At 54.0% G+C, this 16722-nt stretch carries 13 protein-coding genes and 3 pseudogenes; 11 read left to right on the top strand and 5 right to left on the bottom strand.

Going from position 1 to position 16722, the window contains the following annotated elements; all coding sequences use genetic code 11:
* Window positions 1-78: 78 nt before the first annotated feature.
* Window positions 79-468, top strand: a pseudogene (locus O4H32_RS14765) (DUF3363 domain-containing protein); the annotation flags it as partial.
* An 83-nt stretch (window positions 469-551) separates the two neighbouring features.
* On the opposite strand, the gene O4H32_RS14760 reads toward O4H32_RS14765, so the two are convergent.
* The 3 genes from O4H32_RS14760 to O4H32_RS14750 all read right to left on the bottom strand — a co-directional run bounded on the left by O4H32_RS14760 (window position 552) and on the right by O4H32_RS14750 (window position 3898).
* Window positions 552-1958, bottom strand: coding sequence for a Cu(+)/Ag(+) sensor histidine kinase (locus O4H32_RS14760; protein WP_269360380.1), 1407 nt, complete (start codon window positions 1956-1958; stop codon window positions 552-554).
* A gap of 3 nt (window positions 1959-1961) precedes the next feature.
* Window positions 1962-2645 carry a heavy metal response regulator transcription factor gene (locus tag O4H32_RS14755; protein ID WP_269360379.1) on the bottom strand — a complete coding sequence of 228 codons (684 nt, stop codon included), beginning with the start codon at window positions 2643-2645 and terminating at the stop codon, window positions 1962-1964.
* Between the two features lie 218 nt (window positions 2646-2863).
* Window positions 2864-3898: a YVTN family beta-propeller repeat protein gene (locus O4H32_RS14750; RefSeq protein ID WP_269360378.1), complete on the bottom strand. Its 1035-nt coding sequence runs from the start codon at window positions 3896-3898 to the stop codon at window positions 2864-2866.
* 452 nt (window positions 3899-4350) lie between these two features.
* On the opposite strand from O4H32_RS14750, the gene O4H32_RS14745 reads away from it, so the two are divergent.
* From O4H32_RS14745 to O4H32_RS14710, 8 genes are all read left to right on the top strand, one after another.
* Window positions 4351-4599 (top strand): DUF2933 domain-containing protein, encoded by a 249-nt coding sequence (locus O4H32_RS14745; protein ID WP_269360377.1) that lies wholly within the window; start codon window positions 4351-4353, stop codon window positions 4597-4599.
* A 12-nt stretch (window positions 4600-4611) separates the two neighbouring features.
* Entirely contained in the window at window positions 4612-6582 is a 1971-nt protein-coding gene (gene dsbD / locus O4H32_RS14740) for a protein-disulfide reductase DsbD (protein WP_269360376.1), read from the top strand.
* A 136-nt stretch (window positions 6583-6718) separates the two neighbouring features.
* On the top strand, window positions 6719-7300 hold the full coding sequence (locus O4H32_RS14735; RefSeq protein ID WP_269360375.1) for a M23 family metallopeptidase: 582 nt from the start codon (window positions 6719-6721) through the stop codon (window positions 7298-7300).
* A gap of 254 nt (window positions 7301-7554) precedes the next feature.
* A complete protein-coding gene (locus tag O4H32_RS14730; RefSeq protein WP_269360383.1) occupies window positions 7555-9393 on the top strand; it encodes a copper resistance system multicopper oxidase in 1839 nt (612 codons plus the stop codon).
* A complete protein-coding gene (locus O4H32_RS14725; protein WP_407932668.1) occupies window positions 9390-10598 on the top strand; it encodes a copper resistance protein B in 1209 nt (402 codons plus the stop codon). Before O4H32_RS14730 ends, O4H32_RS14725 begins: the two co-directional genes overlap by 4 nt.
* A 76-nt stretch (window positions 10599-10674) precedes the next feature.
* Window positions 10675-11184 carry a cupredoxin domain-containing protein gene (locus tag O4H32_RS14720; RefSeq protein WP_269360374.1) on the top strand — a complete coding sequence of 170 codons (510 nt, stop codon included), beginning with the start codon at window positions 10675-10677 and terminating at the stop codon, window positions 11182-11184.
* Between the two features lie 4 nt (window positions 11185-11188).
* Window positions 11189-11668 carry a c-type cytochrome gene (locus O4H32_RS14715; RefSeq protein ID WP_269360373.1) on the top strand — a complete coding sequence of 160 codons (480 nt, stop codon included), beginning with the start codon at window positions 11189-11191 and terminating at the stop codon, window positions 11666-11668.
* Window positions 11669-11734: 66 nt separating this feature from the next.
* Complete coding sequence (locus O4H32_RS14710; protein ID WP_269360371.1) at window positions 11735-12151, top strand: DUF411 domain-containing protein; 417 nt, start codon at window positions 11735-11737, stop codon at window positions 12149-12151.
* Window positions 12152-12168: 17 nt separating this feature from the next.
* Here the strand turns inward: O4H32_RS14710 and O4H32_RS14705 are convergent, their stop codons facing one another.
* The gene (locus tag O4H32_RS14705) at window positions 12169-14418 is read right to left on the bottom strand and encodes a heavy metal translocating P-type ATPase (protein WP_407932667.1); all 2250 of its coding nucleotides are present in this window, start codon (window positions 14416-14418) and stop codon (window positions 12169-12171) included.
* Window positions 14419-14867: 449 nt separating this feature from the next.
* Between O4H32_RS14705 and O4H32_RS14700 the strand changes: the two are divergent.
* Window positions 14868-14987 (top strand): annotated as a pseudogene (locus O4H32_RS14700) (LysR family transcriptional regulator); the annotation flags it as partial.
* A gap of 55 nt (window positions 14988-15042) precedes the next feature.
* Window positions 15043-15569 (top strand): annotated as a pseudogene (locus O4H32_RS14695) (transposase family protein); the annotation flags it as partial.
* A gap of 966 nt (window positions 15570-16535) precedes the next feature.
* Here O4H32_RS14695 and O4H32_RS14690 read toward each other — a convergent pair.
* A partial coding sequence (locus O4H32_RS14690) for a hypothetical protein (protein ID WP_269360369.1) occupies window positions 16536-16722 on the bottom strand: 187 nt, incomplete at its 5' end.

The raw sequence follows: 16722 nt of genomic DNA, 5'->3' as shown, positions 1-16722 counted from the left end.
TGCCGTGGAATACTCATGACCAAGATTTAGCCATGAATCTCGCCGCCTGGGAATAATGGGGGAGATGCACCGCTTACCGGCGGTGAGGCCAAGTTAGCTTTGCAGCGGCGTGCCGACTTTCTCGAAGAACAGGGACTGGCCCAGCGGCGCGGGCAGCGCGTGATTCTGGTGCGCAACCTGCTAGGCACACTGCGCGATCGGGAACTGACGCAGGCCGCGAAGGACATTGCCGCCGATATCGGACTGGAGCATCGACCGGTAGCCGACGGGCAGCGCGTGGCCGGCATTTACCGGCGCTCTGTCATGCTCGCCAGCGGGCGCTACGCGATGCTCGATGACGGCATGGGGTTCAGCTTGGTGCCGTGGAAGCCGGTGATTGAGAAGAAACTGGGACAGCAGATCGCCGTGACGGTGCGTGGCGGGAGCGTGTCGTGGGAGATGGGGAGGCAGCGTAGCCTTGTTGTTTGAGATTTGCTTTGCCATTAGCTGTCAACCTCAGTGAATAGTCACTTTCTGAACGTTACTATCCAGTGATGGATAGGCATTGATTCTCAATAGCTGATCAATGGCAGACTGATTTTGAATTCCGTGGCTTCAGAGGTGGAGCTTGCCCGGATCTTGCCGCCATGGGCCTCCACAATAGATTTGGCTATCGCCAGCCCTAGACCCGCTCCTTCTATGCTGCGTTGACGTGAAGCATCCATCCGGTAAAACCTTTCGAAAATTCGGTCAATGTGCTCCGCGGGAATGACGGGGCCCGGATTCTTGACGCGTATCGTCGCGACTTTCTCGCTCGACTCCAGGATCACGTTGATGATGTGTCCTGCCGGTGTATAGCGAATGGCATTGGATAGTACGTTGCTCAGCGCTCGGCGAATCATCAGCCTATCCCCTTGCACGCATATCTGTTTGCCGGAGAGTTTCAGCTCCACCTCACGCTCTTCAGCCCATGCGCCAAAGTAATCGAAGAGATTGCGCATTTCGGCCTCCAAGTCAACCTTGACGAGTTCGGGCTTGAGCAAATTGTTATCTGCTTGCGCTAAAAATAGCATGTCGCCAACCATTTTTGCCATACGTTCGTACTCTTCGAGGTTGGAGTACAGAACCTCGCGATATTGCTCGATGCTGCGTGACTGAGAAAGAGCGACTTCAGTCTGTGTTTTCAGATTTGTAATCGGCGTCCGTAATTCATGCGCAATATCCGCAGAAAAACCAGATAAACGTCGGAACACATCCTCCAGTCGTTCGATCATGTCATTGAATGAAATGGACAGTTCCACCAATTCCGCTGGCACGGTGTGAGGTTCCAGCCGGATATGCAATTGATCGGATTTGATGTTTCGTATTTCCCGGCTGATTCGCCGAATGGGGGCATGCCCTTGATAGACGGCCAACCAAGTGGCCAGAATCGCGATCAGGCAGGCAACAGTCGTGATGATGCGAAGATAGGTGCGAAAGCTTTCCAGATAGTGCAAATGGAAGTTGATGCCAGTTGCAACTGCGATAGTGAATATTTTCGCTCCAGGAGTGCTGTCTGAGATGGTGCGTAGAACGGCTCCTCGGAATGTTTCCCCATGATCTTGCCATGTCCCGACAGTTTCGATGGAAATCTTCTGGACGGGTCGGGAAACTTTCGCGAAACGACCCAGATCTGATCCAGGTGAGGCATAAATCTGCACACCGGTTTCAGAGGAAATATAGTATTGCGCATTGTGGTGTCCGGATACCGCAGTGGCAAACCGCTCTTTCAAGTCGTCAGGCGTGGCATTTGAAGGTAACGTGGCCAAGGTATGCTGTAGAACCTGAACAACAGCATTGAGTTCATCGACATCCTGCTGGACGAAATGCTCATTAATGGACCGCTCAATCATCCAGCCGAAGGTGAGGAGCACGAATGTAATCACAGCCCCTATTGAGACGGTGAGCCGTACTGCCAAGGAAGCGGGGCGTCGAGCCATCTGTCAGTCCGGGAGAGTGACATCCAGCATGTAGCCCATGCCGCGTACCGTATGGATAAGCTTGGGCTCGAAGTCGTCGTCGATTTTTGCGCGCAGGCGTCTTATTGCGACATCAATGACATTCGTATCGCTGTCAAAATTCATATCCCATACCTGGGACGCAATGAGCGACCGGGGCAATACCTCACCCTGACGACGAACCATAAGCTCCAGCAGTGCGAACTCTTTGTTGGTAAGGGTGATGCGTCTCTCCTGGCGTTCGGCACGACGGCGTGGGATATCAAGGACAAGGTCAGCGACCTGCAGCTTGTCTTGAAAAGCGGAGGCGGCACCGCGACGCAGCAAGGTACGTACGCGCGCCAGCAGTTCCGAAAAAGCGAATGGCTTGACCAAGTAGTCATCAGCGCCAAGCTCCAGCCCTTTTACGCGATCTTCCACGCTGTCTCTTGCCGTCAGAAAGAGCACGGGTGTAGAGGACTTCGCATCCCGAAGCGCCTGCACGATTCGCCAGCCGTCCACATCCGGCAACATGACATCCAGAATGATCAGATCGTACGCACCTGTAAGCGCCAAGTGATGTCCATCAAGGCCGGTACGAGCCAGATCCACAATAAATCCGGCTTCTGTCAAGCCTTGACGGACATAGTCTCCTGTTTTGACCTCGTCTTCGACCACGAGCAGCTTCATGGCTGGACACCTCTCTTCATCAACATTATGTGGATGACTGTAATCCTACCGTACTGTCGTGGACATGACATAAGCATTACATTTATGTAATGCTTATGTCATTCTGATGAAATGGATCCACCATTTCGAAGTCGCAATATTTGTTTTTTTGTAGAACGGGGGTCGGTTTGCAATCCGCATTGACTGCGCGATAAGCTTGCCCGCATACCCTCCCTCGGTTAAGGGAGGCTACGATATGTGATCCCGTTGGGATTGGGTCCGACCTGGTAGGTGGCAACCACTTTTTTGGTGCCGACATCGATCGCGCTCACGCTATTGTCAAGGGTATTGGTGACGAAGACATATTTTCCGTCTCCGCTCGCGACTACCCCATGGGCGCCTTTGCCCGTCACCACCGTCTCGATCACGCTCTGGTTTCGGGTGTCGATAACCGATACCGTATTATCCGGCTTAGTGTCGCTTCCCTGGTTGGCCACAAACATCGTATCGCCGGCGCCGGCATATAGCTGGATTGGGCCACGGCCGACATTGATCTGGTTGATGACTTTTCTTGTAGCAATATCGATGACTGCGACGCTGTTCTCATCTCGCAATGAGACATATACCTGCTTGCCGTCCTTTGTGAATGCCACTTGCACGGGCGCTTGCCCAACAGAAATTCTGGCTGTTTCCTTGATGGTTTTAGGATCAATGACGGACACAGAGTTATCGCTGAGATTCGCGACGTAAAGTTCGCGTCCATCCGGGCTTAACCGCAGGCCGTGAGGATAAGCGCCGGTGGCAACTTCAGCGGTAAGTTTCCCTGCTTGGGTGTCCACGACGGACAATTGGTTTGCATCCGCGTTCGTGATATAGGCGTAGCGGCCATCCGGGCTGGTGACGACATGAGCAGGATGGTCGCCTGAAGGCAGCGTTTTCAGCACTTTATCAAGTTGATCTACATCCAGGATCAGCAGGCCAGCATCCCCATGGCTGTCGATGTCAACACCATGCCCATTACCATGCCCGCCTCCTTCCGCTTTTGCTGTGCCGACAGCGAGCAATGTTTTTCCGTCAGGAGCAATCTGCACATTGTGGGGTATGACGCTGATCTGAGTCGTTTTTACATCGCCTGTGTTTAGCGTGATTTTGCTAATGGATCCGTCTCCTTCATTAGCGCTATACACGACTCCGTTAGGAAGGGATGATGCATGGACCATGCTGGCGGAAAAAGCGAGGGTGACAGCCAGAAGAATGGGACGAAGTTTGAGCATGATGCCTCCAATATAGACAGGAAAAGAGAACCTGCTTGCTGACCAAGTGCCAGAGCGAAAGTCTCACCTTTCGGACGAGATCAAGCGAAGCAATATCAATGCGACACCGGCGATGCCCTTGCATCGTGGCGAAGAAACTTCGACCGACGGGTCGGAGCTCTTCACAACAGGGCCGATAGTCGAAACTATATGGTTTCGCTTCTGACGTAACTATTACCCTGAGATTACATGTTTGTAATACATGTCCCTGCAATGTATGCAAGGTGCTGCATTGCCTGGGTTTTCAATGGAATTTCAAGAAAGTCAGGAGTGCAATATGAAGATGACAAAGATGTAATGTTGAAGCAATCCGCCTGACAGGTATGGATCGCTATAGTGGTGTCATCGTTGGATATGTAAATTAGCTCTGGCGAGCATTCAGGCAACAGGAGTTTCGAGAAATGAAATGCGATATGAAGACCATGTTGAAAGGTGGCCTAGGGCTGGCTGTGCTGGTTGCGTTGGTTTACGCGACGTTACCGACCGCGCGTGAGTGGATTGTCGCCGCAAGCCCCTTTTTATTCTTCTTGATCTGTCCGTTGATGATGCTCTTCATGATGAAGGGAATGCAATCATGTCATTCCGAGCATAGCGGAAAGAAAAACGAACCCGCGCCTACGCCGGTTCGTGAATCGACTACTAAAACTAAACATTTCGGATGATGAGTAGTTGAAGTGACATCGATCCGTTTTTTATTAACCATGCTGGTGCTGACACTGGCATGGTTGCTTGGCGTTGGTGCCGCACAGTCCTTTGAAATGTCGGCGGGTTCCACGAGTGTTGTGGCATCGGTGCCTACCTCTTCAGCCAGAGGCGTCTTCGATTCGCTACGAGGCTGGTTTGGTGGCGAGAATTCCGACCAGGAGTTGTTGCCGCCGGACGAAGCGTTCAAATCGTTCGCAAGCGCAAGCGATCCCAATACGCTGGTCGTCACGTTGGTAGCAGCCGAGGGCTACTATCTTTATAGGGATCGAATTACCTTCGATCTGCAAGACTCGTCGCCGGACGTCTCGATCAAGGGCGTTGCGCTACTTCCCGGGCAGATCAAGGACGACCCCACTTTCGGGCAGGTCGAGGTGTATTACGGATCCGTCCAGATTCCAATTACGTTGAATAGAAGCAGTGGGTCGGCAGTCAACTCGCTGGATCTACGAGCTTCTTATCAGGGCTGTAACGATCCGACCGGCGTTTGCTACCCCCCGATAGAGAAAACACTGTCTGTGGCGCTCGTGGACACCAGCCAACTCCCTGCCGCTCCAGATAGCGCTATTGTTGTTGCGTCAGAGCAAAGTGGGACGAGCAACAGCATTCAGCAGAGTGCCATCAAGGCTCCTGTATCGGAGACAAGCCTTGTAGGAGAACTGTTCGCCAAAGATAATGCATGGGCTCTCATTGCTGCATTCTTTGGCTTTGGGCTGGTATTAGCGTTTACTCCCTGCATGCTGCCCATGATACCGATCTTGTCGGGACTGATTATTGGACAAGGGCGCTCCATGAGCCGCCGCCATGCCTTCGGTCTTTCCTCGGTCTACGTGCTGTCGATGGCCGTCACCTATGCGATTGCGGGTGTGGCCGCGGGGCTGGCAGGCACGATGCTCGCGGCCTATTTGCAAAATCCATGGGTATTGGGAGCCTTCGCCGCCATCTTCGTGCTGCTCGCCCTGTCAATGTTCGACTTTTATCAGCTCCAGATACCAACTTCCATTCAAAGTCGTCTGACAAGCGCAGCCAACCAATCTGCAGGTGGAAAAGTTCTGAGTGTATTCGTGATGGGCGTATTGTCCGCCATCATCGTCGGGCCTTGCGTTGCGGCGCCGTTAGCCGGTGCGCTGCTTTACATTGGGCAGACCGGGGATGTCGTGTTGGGCGGCGTTGCGCTGTTCTCGCTAGCTATAGGAATGGGGGTTCCGCTTCTGATCTTTGGCACGACAGCGGGTGCGCTTTTACCTAAGGCTGGTCGGTGGATGAAATCCGTGCAGCACTTTTTTGGCGTCACGATGCTTGCTGTTGCCATTTACATGATTTCGCCAGTCATACCTTCCGTTGTCCATATGAGCTTATGGGCCGCTTTGCTCATCATAAGCGCGATGTACCTGAAGACGTTGGAGCCGCTGCCTGATGATTCGCCCGGATTTGCGAGGTTTGGCAAAGGGGTAGGATTCATTGCTTTAGTTTCTGGCCTCGCCATGCTCATCGGGGTGTTATCAGGGGGCAGCGATGTATTGCAGCCGTTAGCAGGCTTACGGACGGGTAGCGTTGCAGTCGCACAGACGAATGGTTCACCCGAGCTCCAGTTTAAGAAAATCACGAGTCTGGCTGATCTGGATTCGCAGGTAAAGGCAGCTTCGGGGCATTACGTCATGCTCGACTTCTGGGCCGACTGGTGCATATCGTGCAAGGAAATGGAGCGCTTCACGTTTACGGATATTCAGGTGAGAAATCGTCTCAAGGATGTCGTTTTACTTAAGGCGGACGTGACTGCGAACAATGCGGACGACCAGGCATTGCTTAAGCGTTTTGGGCTCTTTGGCCCGCCCGGAATTATCTTTTTCGATCGACAAGGAAAAGAAATCAACTTTCAAGTTGTTGGGTTCCAATCCTCAAGAAAATTTCTAAATTCTTTGAGGGCGGCGATTCCACTTTGATTTCTGTTCTTTCGATGGCGGAAAAGCGATAAGCAATAGAACGGTCATTTGACGGACAACCCCGGCATGATTCACGCCTGCTCCGAGCTACAAAAGGTGAGCCACACTATTTCAATTCAGTTATTTTCTATATGACATGCATCCTAAATTAAAAAGCTTTCTTCTCATTTTTGGTTACCTTGTGACGAATGCCGTTATGGCATCGGAAGTTAGGCAGACATCTATCGCTGAAGGCCCTGTTTACATGTTGGGTAAACACTCTCATAACCAAACTCCTCGACTTGAGGGCTTGCAAAAGATGTTTCTTGATACGCCACTTATCGAACACCTGCGTATCAATTCAGGTTTTGGCTACCGGCTTCATCCCTTATCGGGCGAGTGGGCAGGCCATCAAGGTCTTGATTTTCCAGCCCCTAAAGGTACGCCTATCCGTGCAACTGCTCGGGGGAAGATCTCCTTTATTGGAACTCAAAGCGGATATGGAAAAGTGATCTTCGTCGAGCATAATTATGGTTATTCAACGGTCTATGCGCATCAAAGTCGTTTTAAGAATGGCCTAAGAAAAGGGGTTGGGATAGAAAAAGGACAAATCATTGGGTATGTTGGTTCGACCGGAATATCCAGTGGTCCTCATTTGCATTACGAACTGCGCGTCAATAATCGGCCAGTAGATCCCATCCAAGAAAAACAACAACTGGTCTCACATGTCCAAAGATGAAGCTATGTTTGTGCGGTATGAAGGTGGAAATGAAAGTGAGGTTTTGGCTCTTTCTTCTTTGACTTGGGATAGGGCTGATCCATTGATTACAAAAAAGTAATCAACCTGTCATTAGCCTGACAGCCGCACTTGATTAAAGTTAAGTAATGGCGTCTGTCGTTTCAATCTTCGACAGGCAAATGTCAACAAAAAATCAATACACAGGATTCTCACGCGTGAAACGTCTGCCTACGCTAGCTGTTCCCGTACCGTTCATGCCTCGCCGCCGCTTTGTCCAAGGGTTGGCAGCGGGAGGTGTACTTCTTGGCCTGTCGCCTTATGCCCGAGCAGTTGGTGCGCAGTCAACTCGCACTAGCACGGGTTCCGCACAGATACTGGTCGGAACCGAATTTAATTTGGAAATTGGCGAGTCGCCCGTCAACTTTACCGGTAATCCAAGAATCGCCACGACGGTGAATGGTTCGCTACCGGCGCCCACCTTGCGTTGGCGCGAGGGCGATACGGTCACTATCCGGGTGAAAAATCGTCTGAAGGAAGCCACCTCCATCCATTGGCATGGCATCATCCTGCCGTATCAGATGGACGGCGTGCCAGGGATCAGCTTTGCGGGGATCCCGCCGGGCGAAACCTTCACGTATCGGTTCAAAGTGCAACAAAGTGGCACCTACTGGTACCACTCCCACTCGGGCATGCAGGAGGCCACCGGAGTCTATGGGGCGATCATTATCGATCCGGTGGACAGAGACCCTATACGGGCCGATCGTGAGTACGTGGTTCAGCTATCTGACTGGACCGACGAGGATCCCATGCGGGTGTTGGCCAAGCTCAAGATGCAAGGCGACTACTACAACTACAGCCAACCCACTGCCGTGGATTTCTTCCGGGACGCCTCGCAGATGGGCCTGAAGGCTGCCATCGACAAGCGCAAGATGTGGAATGAGATGCGCATGAGCCCAACGGATTTGGCCGACCTGTCTGCCAATGTGTTGACCTATCTGATGAACGGCACGACGCCCGCGGGCAACTGGACGGGTCTGTTTCAGCCAGGAGAGCGTGTGCGGTTGCGTTTCATCAATGGAGCCGCCAACACCTTCTACGATGTGCGCATTCCCGGTCTTCAATTGACTGTGGTGCAAGCCGACGGCGTCAATGTCGAGCCGGTTACCGTCGATGAGTTCCGGTTCGGTCCGGGGGAAACCTACGATGTGCTGGTGCAACCGAAAGATGATGCCTACACGGTTTTTGCACAAGCCATGGACCGTACAGGCTACGCCCGCGGGACGTTGGCCGCCCGCGCAGGCCTGGAAGCACCCGTACCAGGCCTTGACCCCGTTGAATGGCTGACCATGGCGGACATGATGGGCGCTATGGGAGCTGGCGGCATGGCGGGTATGAGTCATGGTGTGGCTGGCCAGCCTTCGATGGGTGGCATGAACCACGGCGGCATGGCCGCAATGGACCACGGCAATATGGCTGCGATGAACCATGGCGGGATGCAGGGCATGCAGGGAATGAGTCATGCAGGCATGGCCGGCATGAAGCACGGCGCCATGCCGGTGGCCGGCGCCAGCGCCCAGGTGCGCCATGCCAGAACGGAATACGGGCCGAGCATCGATATGCGGGTAGACATGCCGCGCACCAACCTGGACGACCCAGGCATCGGCTTGCGCAGTAGTGGCCGACGCGTATTGACACTGTCCGATCTGCATACCGTGGGTGGGCCAATGGATTCGCGCGGCGCAGAGCGTGAAATCGAGCTGCACCTGACTGGAAATATGGAGCGCTACGCCTGGTCATTCGACGGGGTGGAGTACGGAAAATCGACGCCGGTTCATTTCAGCTATGGCGAACGGGTCAGAGTCATATTGCACAACGACACCATGATGACGCACCCCATGCACTTGCACGGTATGTGGAGTGAGTTAGAGACACCGGACGGACAGTTCCAGGCCAGGCGGCACACGATTCCGGTGCAGCCGGCTCAGCGGATCAGCTTCTTGGTGACGGCGGATGCCCTTGGGCGCTGGGCATGGCATTGCCATCTGATGTTGCACATGGACGCGGGGATGTTCCGCGAAGTGGTGGTGGCATGAAGAATATGAACAATCCGTTAGGCATTCTGGTTATGAATAGTCAATTGAAGAAGAAGTTTCTTGCGGCGACCATCATTACAGCGGGGATGACGCCCATGCTTGCCTACGCGCAGGCAGATGGGGGTCATACCGGCCACGCGTCGGAATCCTCAAAGGCTACCAATACGCCGGTGACGGCTCCAGGCATGAATCACGGTTCGATGAACATGCCCGGCATGGATCATGGTTCGATGGATATGTCGGGCATGAATCACGGTTCGATGGGCATGCCCGGCATGAACCATGGTGCAGAGCAAGCTCCAGCACAAGGTCATGACGCTATGAAGGCGCCGACGAAGCAGGCTGAAACAAGCAAAGGTTCTTCCGCCATGTCGGGGATGACGCACGGCCAGCCGAGCTCCAGTGCACCAGCCTCCGTCCACAATATGGACGCCATGGATCACGGCGATATGCAAATGCAAGGCGGTTCGGCACCGCCGGATGCCCGTGACCCGAATGCGTATTCCGATGGTTACGTGCGCAATGCGGGCAAGTATGCGTTGCCACCCTCAGAAAAGTTGGTCATGTCCGACATGCACAACTTCGGTTCGGTGAGTTTCGACCGGCTGGAGTACGTCAGGGCACGAGGCGAGGAATGGGCTGCCTATGAAGGTGAGGCGTGGTATGGCAGTACCTATAACCGTGCCGTGATCAAGGCTGAAGGCGAAGTGGCGAGCGGCAAGCTGCAAGAGTCCAAGACGCAATTACTGTGGCGTCATGCGGTGTCAACATTCTGGGACACAGAGCTGGGTGTGCGTTTCGATCATGGTCAAGGAGCGCCAAACCGGGAATGGTTGGCATTCGGCTTCAAAGGACTGGCGCCTTACTGGTTTGAAGTTGATGCTACCGCTTATGTTGGCCCGAGCGGCCGCACTGCTCTGGGGTTAAAGGCGGAATACGACATCTTGCTGACTCAAAAGCTCTACATTCAACCGAGCGTGGAAATGAATTTTTATGGCAAGGACGATGAGCGCTGGGGCATTGGCAGCGGCTTGACAGACGGCACGGCGGGCTTGCGCCTTAAGTACGAAGTCACGCGTCAGTTTGTCCCGTACATTGGCGTTGAATGGTCCAGTAAATTCGGGAAAACAGCGGATTATGCGCGAGCAGCAGGCGACTCCAAGCAGGAAACCCGTTTTGTGGCCGGCTTGAGCTTTCGATTTTGATGCCGCCTTATACCTTTTCACATGGGCGGCTTAAAACGGCTGCCTGCCAAAACAATCTCTTCAATAGACTACTCACATGAAAAAACCCCTTTCTATTTTGGTTTTGAGCATACTTCCTGCCTTCGCACTTGCAGCGGGCAACCATGCTGGCGGGCATGGCGCACCGGCGCATGGTATGCCTGGTCACGACATGTCTACGATGTCCAAGGCATCTTCGCCAACAGGCCAACCGGGCGACCCAGCCAAAGTCACCCGAACCGTTGAGTTGACGATGGACGACACCATGCGGTTTACGCCTGATGAGATCCAGGTAAGTGCCGGGGAGACCGTTCGTTTCTTTATCAAAAATACCGGCAAGATTCCCCATGAAATGGTGATCGGATCCCTTGCCGAACTGAAGGCTCATGCGGCTGAAATGAAAAAAATGTCGGGGATGCAGCATACCGAGCCGAATATGATTACATTGGGCCCCGGCAAAATCGGCGGCCTGGTATGGCAGTTCGATCAGGCGGGCACTGTGGATTTTGCCTGCCTGATACCGGGCCATATGGAGGCCGGGATGCTCGGCAAGGTAAAGGTCAGTTGATCCAATGTCCCAGAAGAAGTTGATCTTTGGGGTGGCGGGCGTCGTCGTCGTCATCATCGGCGCGGCTGCCATCCTTTACAGTACGATGCGGCCAACAGGCTCGGCATTCATTGACCCTGCGGATCAGTCTCTGGTGATTCAAGGTAAGGCGATCTATGCGAAAAATTGCGCGGCTTGCCATGGCGAGTCGCTGCAAGGGCAGCCCAGCTGGCGCGAGCGCATGGCCAATGGCCGGTTGCCCGCGCCGCCGCACGATAAGACAGGCCATACTTGGCATCATCCCGATGTGATGTTGATCGATATGGTGAAAAACGGTTTGGTTCCAGGCAAGACGGCACCACCTGGTTACCAGAGTGATATGCCCGCGTATGGTGCGGTGCTGACCGATGAGGAAATCATTGCAGTGTTGGCTTATATCAAGAGCACTTGGCCACCCAAGGTCTTGCAGGCCCAAAAAGAAGTGACTATGCAACGGCGCGATTAGAGCAGTACCCGCCATTGCGGTGCTTGCGACCATCCAATCAACCTATTCGATCACGGAGCTTTGCTCATGAGAATCTGGCTAACCGCTGCCGCTTTGGCGGCAGCTTCTACTTTTGCACATGCGAGTCAGAACGTCATCACCGTTTATCAGGATCCCAACTGTGGCTGCTGTTCGGGCTGGGTCGAGCATATGCGGGACGCTGGCTTTGAGGTAAAGGCCATCAAGACGACCGGCATGGTTTCGATCAAGCAAAAACTTGGCGTGCCGATGAACCTTAGTTCGTGTCACACGGGCGTCGTGGACAGTACAGGGCAGATCATTGAGGGGCATGTGCCTGCCCGCGCCGTGCATAAGCTCTTGGCGGACTCCTCGGTCAAGGGCGTTTCCGCCCCTGGCATGCCTTTGAACTCTCCTGGAATGGGTATGCTCGACGGCAACCTCGTTACCGTCGATTTTTCCGGTAAACCCTTTTCCAGGGATTAGCGCTTACCGGAGGCCTCTTATACCGATTTTCGCAGCCTGAGAGCGTTAAACACCACCGATGCCGAACTCAAACTCATCGCCAGGGCGGCGAACATCGGGGAAAGCAGCAGGCCTACGAACGGATACAGGACCCCGGCGGCCAGCGGCACACCCAGCGCGTTATAAATGAACGCAAAACCCAGGTTCTGCTTCATATTGCCAATCGTTTTTTCGGACAAGTGGCGGGCAATGGAGATGCCGCGCAAGTCGCCTTTGACGAGCGTGACTTGGGCGCTATTCATGGCGACGTCAGTGCCGGTGCCCATGGCAATGCCTACATCCGCCTTGGCCAGGGCAGGAGCATCATTGATGCCGTCGCCCGCCATGGCAACAATCCGGCCTTGCGTCTGAAGCTTGCTGACAAGCTCCAGCTTGTCAGCCGGCTTGACTTCACCGTGCACCTCATCGATACCCAACTGTTGCGCCACCGCGTTGGCGGTGGCGACACCGTCACCCGTGGCCATGATGACGCGAATGCCAGCGTTCTGCAGTTCTCGCACGGCTTCTGGTGTGCTTTGTTTGATCGGATCCGAGACGGCCAGCAAGCCGAGCAAGCGACTGTCCGCCGCCAAGTACATGACGCTCGCGCCTTGGGTGCGTAATGATTCGGCGGTATCGGCCATGACGCCGGCATCCACCCCTTCCTGATCCATCAGCGCGGTGTTGCCCAGGATGAGGCGTTTGCCGTCCACCTTCCCGCGCACGCCGATGCCGCTGCCGGATTCGAAGTCGTTGACGGCGCTGAGGCGCAGCCCGCGCCCGCGCGCGGCGTCGACGATCGCGTCGGCGAGCGGATGCTCGCTGCCCTGGTCCAGGCTTGCCGCCAGTCGCAGCACTTCGTCGGCGGGCAGGTCGCCGGCGGGAACAGCTTGCTCGAATGCCGGGCGCCCCTCGGTCAGGGTGCCTGTCTTGTCGACGATCAGGGTATCGACCTTGCGGAGGTTCTCGATGGCTGCCGCGTCGCGAAACAGCACGCCTTGCGTGGCGCCACGGCCGGTGGCCACCATGATGGACATGGGCGTAGCCAGTCCCAGGGCGCAGGGGCAAGCGATAATGAGCACGGCGACGGCGTTGATCAAGCCATACACCCAGCTGGGTTGCGGGCCCACCAGTCCCCAGACAATCAGGGTAAGAATGGCAATCGCCACAACCGCCATCACGAAGTAGCCGGCCACCTGATCCGCCATGCGCTGCATTGGCGCACGAGAGCGCTGCGCCTGAGCGACGAGCTGAACAATTTGCGAAAGCACGGTGGCCGAGCCGACTTTTTCAGCCCTGATCACTAGGGCGCCGGAGGTATTCATGGTCGCACCAATCACCTTGTCGCCGGGGCGTTTGCTGACCGGCAACGGTTCGCCGGTGAGCATGGATTCATCCAGGGAACTGGCGCCTTCTTCCACCATTCCATCGACAGGCACTTTCTCACCGGGACGCACCCGCAAGCGGTCGCCTTCGTGGACATGGGCAAGGGGGATGTCTTCTTCCGTACCGTCCGCGTTGATTCGGCGGGCTGTTTTCGGAGCGAGTCCCAGCAACGATTTGATGGCCGCGGAGGTCTGGGAGCGCGCGCGCAGTTCGAGCATCTGGCCAAATAACGTGAGCGAGATGATGACCACCGCCGCTTCGAAGTAGACGGCGATCCGGCCCATGGACATGAAGGTTTCCGGGAAGACTTCCGGTGTTACCGTAGCAACAACGCTGTAGATGAAGGCTGCGGCTGTACCTAGACCAATCAGCGTCCACATATTGGGGCTGCGGTTGATGACCGATTGCCAGCCCCTTATAAAAAATGGCTGGCCGGCCCACAGTACCACTGGAATCGACAACACCAGCTCAATCCATGTTTGGGTGGCCATGCTGAACCAGCCGAGTTGGGGGCCGAACATGGCCAGTACTGTCACGACGACCGTGAAGGGCAAGGTCCACCAGAAGCGCCGCGAAAAATCCTTCAGCTCTGGGTTGTCGTCTTCCAGGGTGGGCATCAGTGGTTCTAGCGCCATGCCGCATTTCGGACAGCTTCCGGGATGGTCTTGCCGGATTTCTGGATGCATGGGGCAGGTATAGATCGTGCCGGGCGCGGCTTCTTGAGAAGTGGCTTCGTCCTTCCTTTGCGGGGCGATGAACTTTTCAGGATCGTGCTTGAATTTTTCCAGACACTTCGTGCTGCAAAAATGGAAATGCCTGCCTGCATGCTCAAGGTGATTGGGCGAATCTTTTGTGACGTGCATGCCACATACGGGATCCGTCAGCCCGGAGGCATGGCCGGATGATTCTGCGTGGTGGTGCTTATGTCCCGAAGGTGAGCTTGTATTTGTCACAATGGCCTCTGCTGCAAGACTGGACGACGGAGTCACGAAGCCGACAGCGCCCCATGATGTACGTATACTCATTACATCATGCCATATGAAACTTGATTTGCCCTGACAATTCGATTACTCATCAATTACATTTTTGTCATTTTCGGATAAATGGTTGTCCTTCTGATAGCTTACGTAGTATTGGGTTGAATCAATATTATTTATGCCATTATTTTCAATTTCAAATGGATGTAAGAGGAGCGCTTGACGATGCCACTGACCTATCATGACGCACTCCGCATGATGTTGCACAGGCTTTGGTGCATTGATTGCGTCATGTTGATAGCTTCCGCCAGTGTTAAGGTTCTAAGTGAGGTTCGATGGAATTTCGACACCTACGCTGCTTTATAGCGGTAGCAGAGGAATTGCACTTTGGGCGTGCTGCAGAACGATTGCATATTGAGCAATCCCCCTTGTCTCGAACAATTAGGGAGTTTAAAGTGGACCCCGAAATCGAGACAGCGGTTTAAGCTGTAATCCGAGGAGGAAAGCAGCGTGACAGAGGTTAAGAAACGCAAGGTTCACAGCGCAGAATTCAAGGCGAAGGTGGGCATGGAAGCGATCCGCGGGGAGAAGACGCTCAACGAAATAGGACAACAGTACGGTGTGCATCCCGTGGTGGTCAGCCAGTGGAAGAAGGCAATCCAGGAACAGGCAGCCACGCTGTTTGCCAGCAAGCGTGGCCCAAAGCCTGCAGAGCACGCCGACGAGGACCGCTTGTACAGCGAGATCGGGCGCCTGAAGATGGAATTGGATTGGCTCAAAAAAAAGTCCGGACTATGAACGCAGACGTACGGATGAACTGGGTCATGCAGGACACGTCCCTGTCGATTACTCGCCAGTGAGAGCTCGCGCAGGTGCCCCGGGCAACTTTCTATGGCCGCAGGCCCGCCAATCTGGCCAGTGATGAAGACTTGCTGTACATGCGGCTGATCGACGAGGAGTACACCCGCCACCCGTTCTACGGCAGCCGCCGCATGGTGGTATTTCTGCAGCGTGGGGGCCACGAAGTGAACCGCAAACATTGCCCGTCGTGTGACGAAACTATCAAAATCGGCTTTCCAAACCATCCGCTCAAGTTTCTTGACATCCACTGTTTTGCCAGTCTTTGTGGTCGCTGAGGGACCTTTCCAATGTCCAATGAGCGCTCAATAATCGAAATTATATTTCTCGCTATATCGGAAAGGCTGAGATGATTCGTTAGCATTAGCTCGACTAGGTTGTACTTGTCACCACCGAGCTCGAATGATTCCTGAGTTAAAGGGGCATTCTGCATTAACCTCTTGAACGCGGAAAATTGGCGCCACCTGGTAGCTAGCGGCATGGACGAAAATTGTTGTTCAAGAGCCGCCCGATATAATGGTACGCTTACCTGCAATGACTTAGTTTCACGCATCGCGGCATTGACTTTATCACTCACAATTTCGGAGACTGACCGCTTTTCGAACCCAGGCAATAGTTCAAAAAGCACGCTAATGGTTCCATCCTCGTAAAGCCGGATCATTGGAGTACAAAGAGAGTACGCGTCATCACCATCTAAGCGGATTGCTACAGGGCTGACCTGGATTCTCACACTATCCACCGGAAACGAGGATGCGCCATTCGAAAACTTGCTATCAGAGTTCAGAAGGTGGAGCGCCTTCCATACACCCATTGTTGCTGCGTCAGTTGGATGGCATGCCAAGAATTTCTCAAGGCCAATAATTGAACTTCCTTGTCCATCTAATGATTGCTCTATCAGCAGCTTGTCGCAGGTGACCGAACGCTCCGACCGGTAATAGAGCGCACCTCGACTGCAGAGCGCAAAGTTGAACGCATCGGATTGGACCAGTATGCGGCATGCACGTTCTAAGTCAACGCGTTCGGAAATCTTCGAAGAGTAGAGGAAACAAATATTGCCGTTGTATCTATGCTCGGGCGATCGACGACGTTTCAAAAAACTCTGCATACTCATTTTTGAACTCTATAAATCATTGGTCTTCATTATCCTAATTTGCGCTAGTAAAGTTGCTCACTTCTGGGCCAATATGCAAAGTTTTGTTATCTATAGAGTCTCTAAAGAAACATACCTCAGCTGAGGAGGCTGTGTCTGCTCCTGTGTATTGACCCAGTAAAAACCTGCTCAGGTGATAATTGAAGAGGAAATCACCATGAGCATAAAGATGGAAGACGAGA

Origin of the sequence: Castellaniella denitrificans (assembly GCF_027214045.1) — a bacterium.
Taxonomy (GTDB): Bacteria; Pseudomonadota; Gammaproteobacteria; order Burkholderiales; family Burkholderiaceae_B; genus Castellaniella; species Castellaniella denitrificans_A.
The sequence above is the reverse complement of the archived record's forward strand: the minus strand, read 5'-3'. Positions and strand labels throughout refer to the sequence as shown.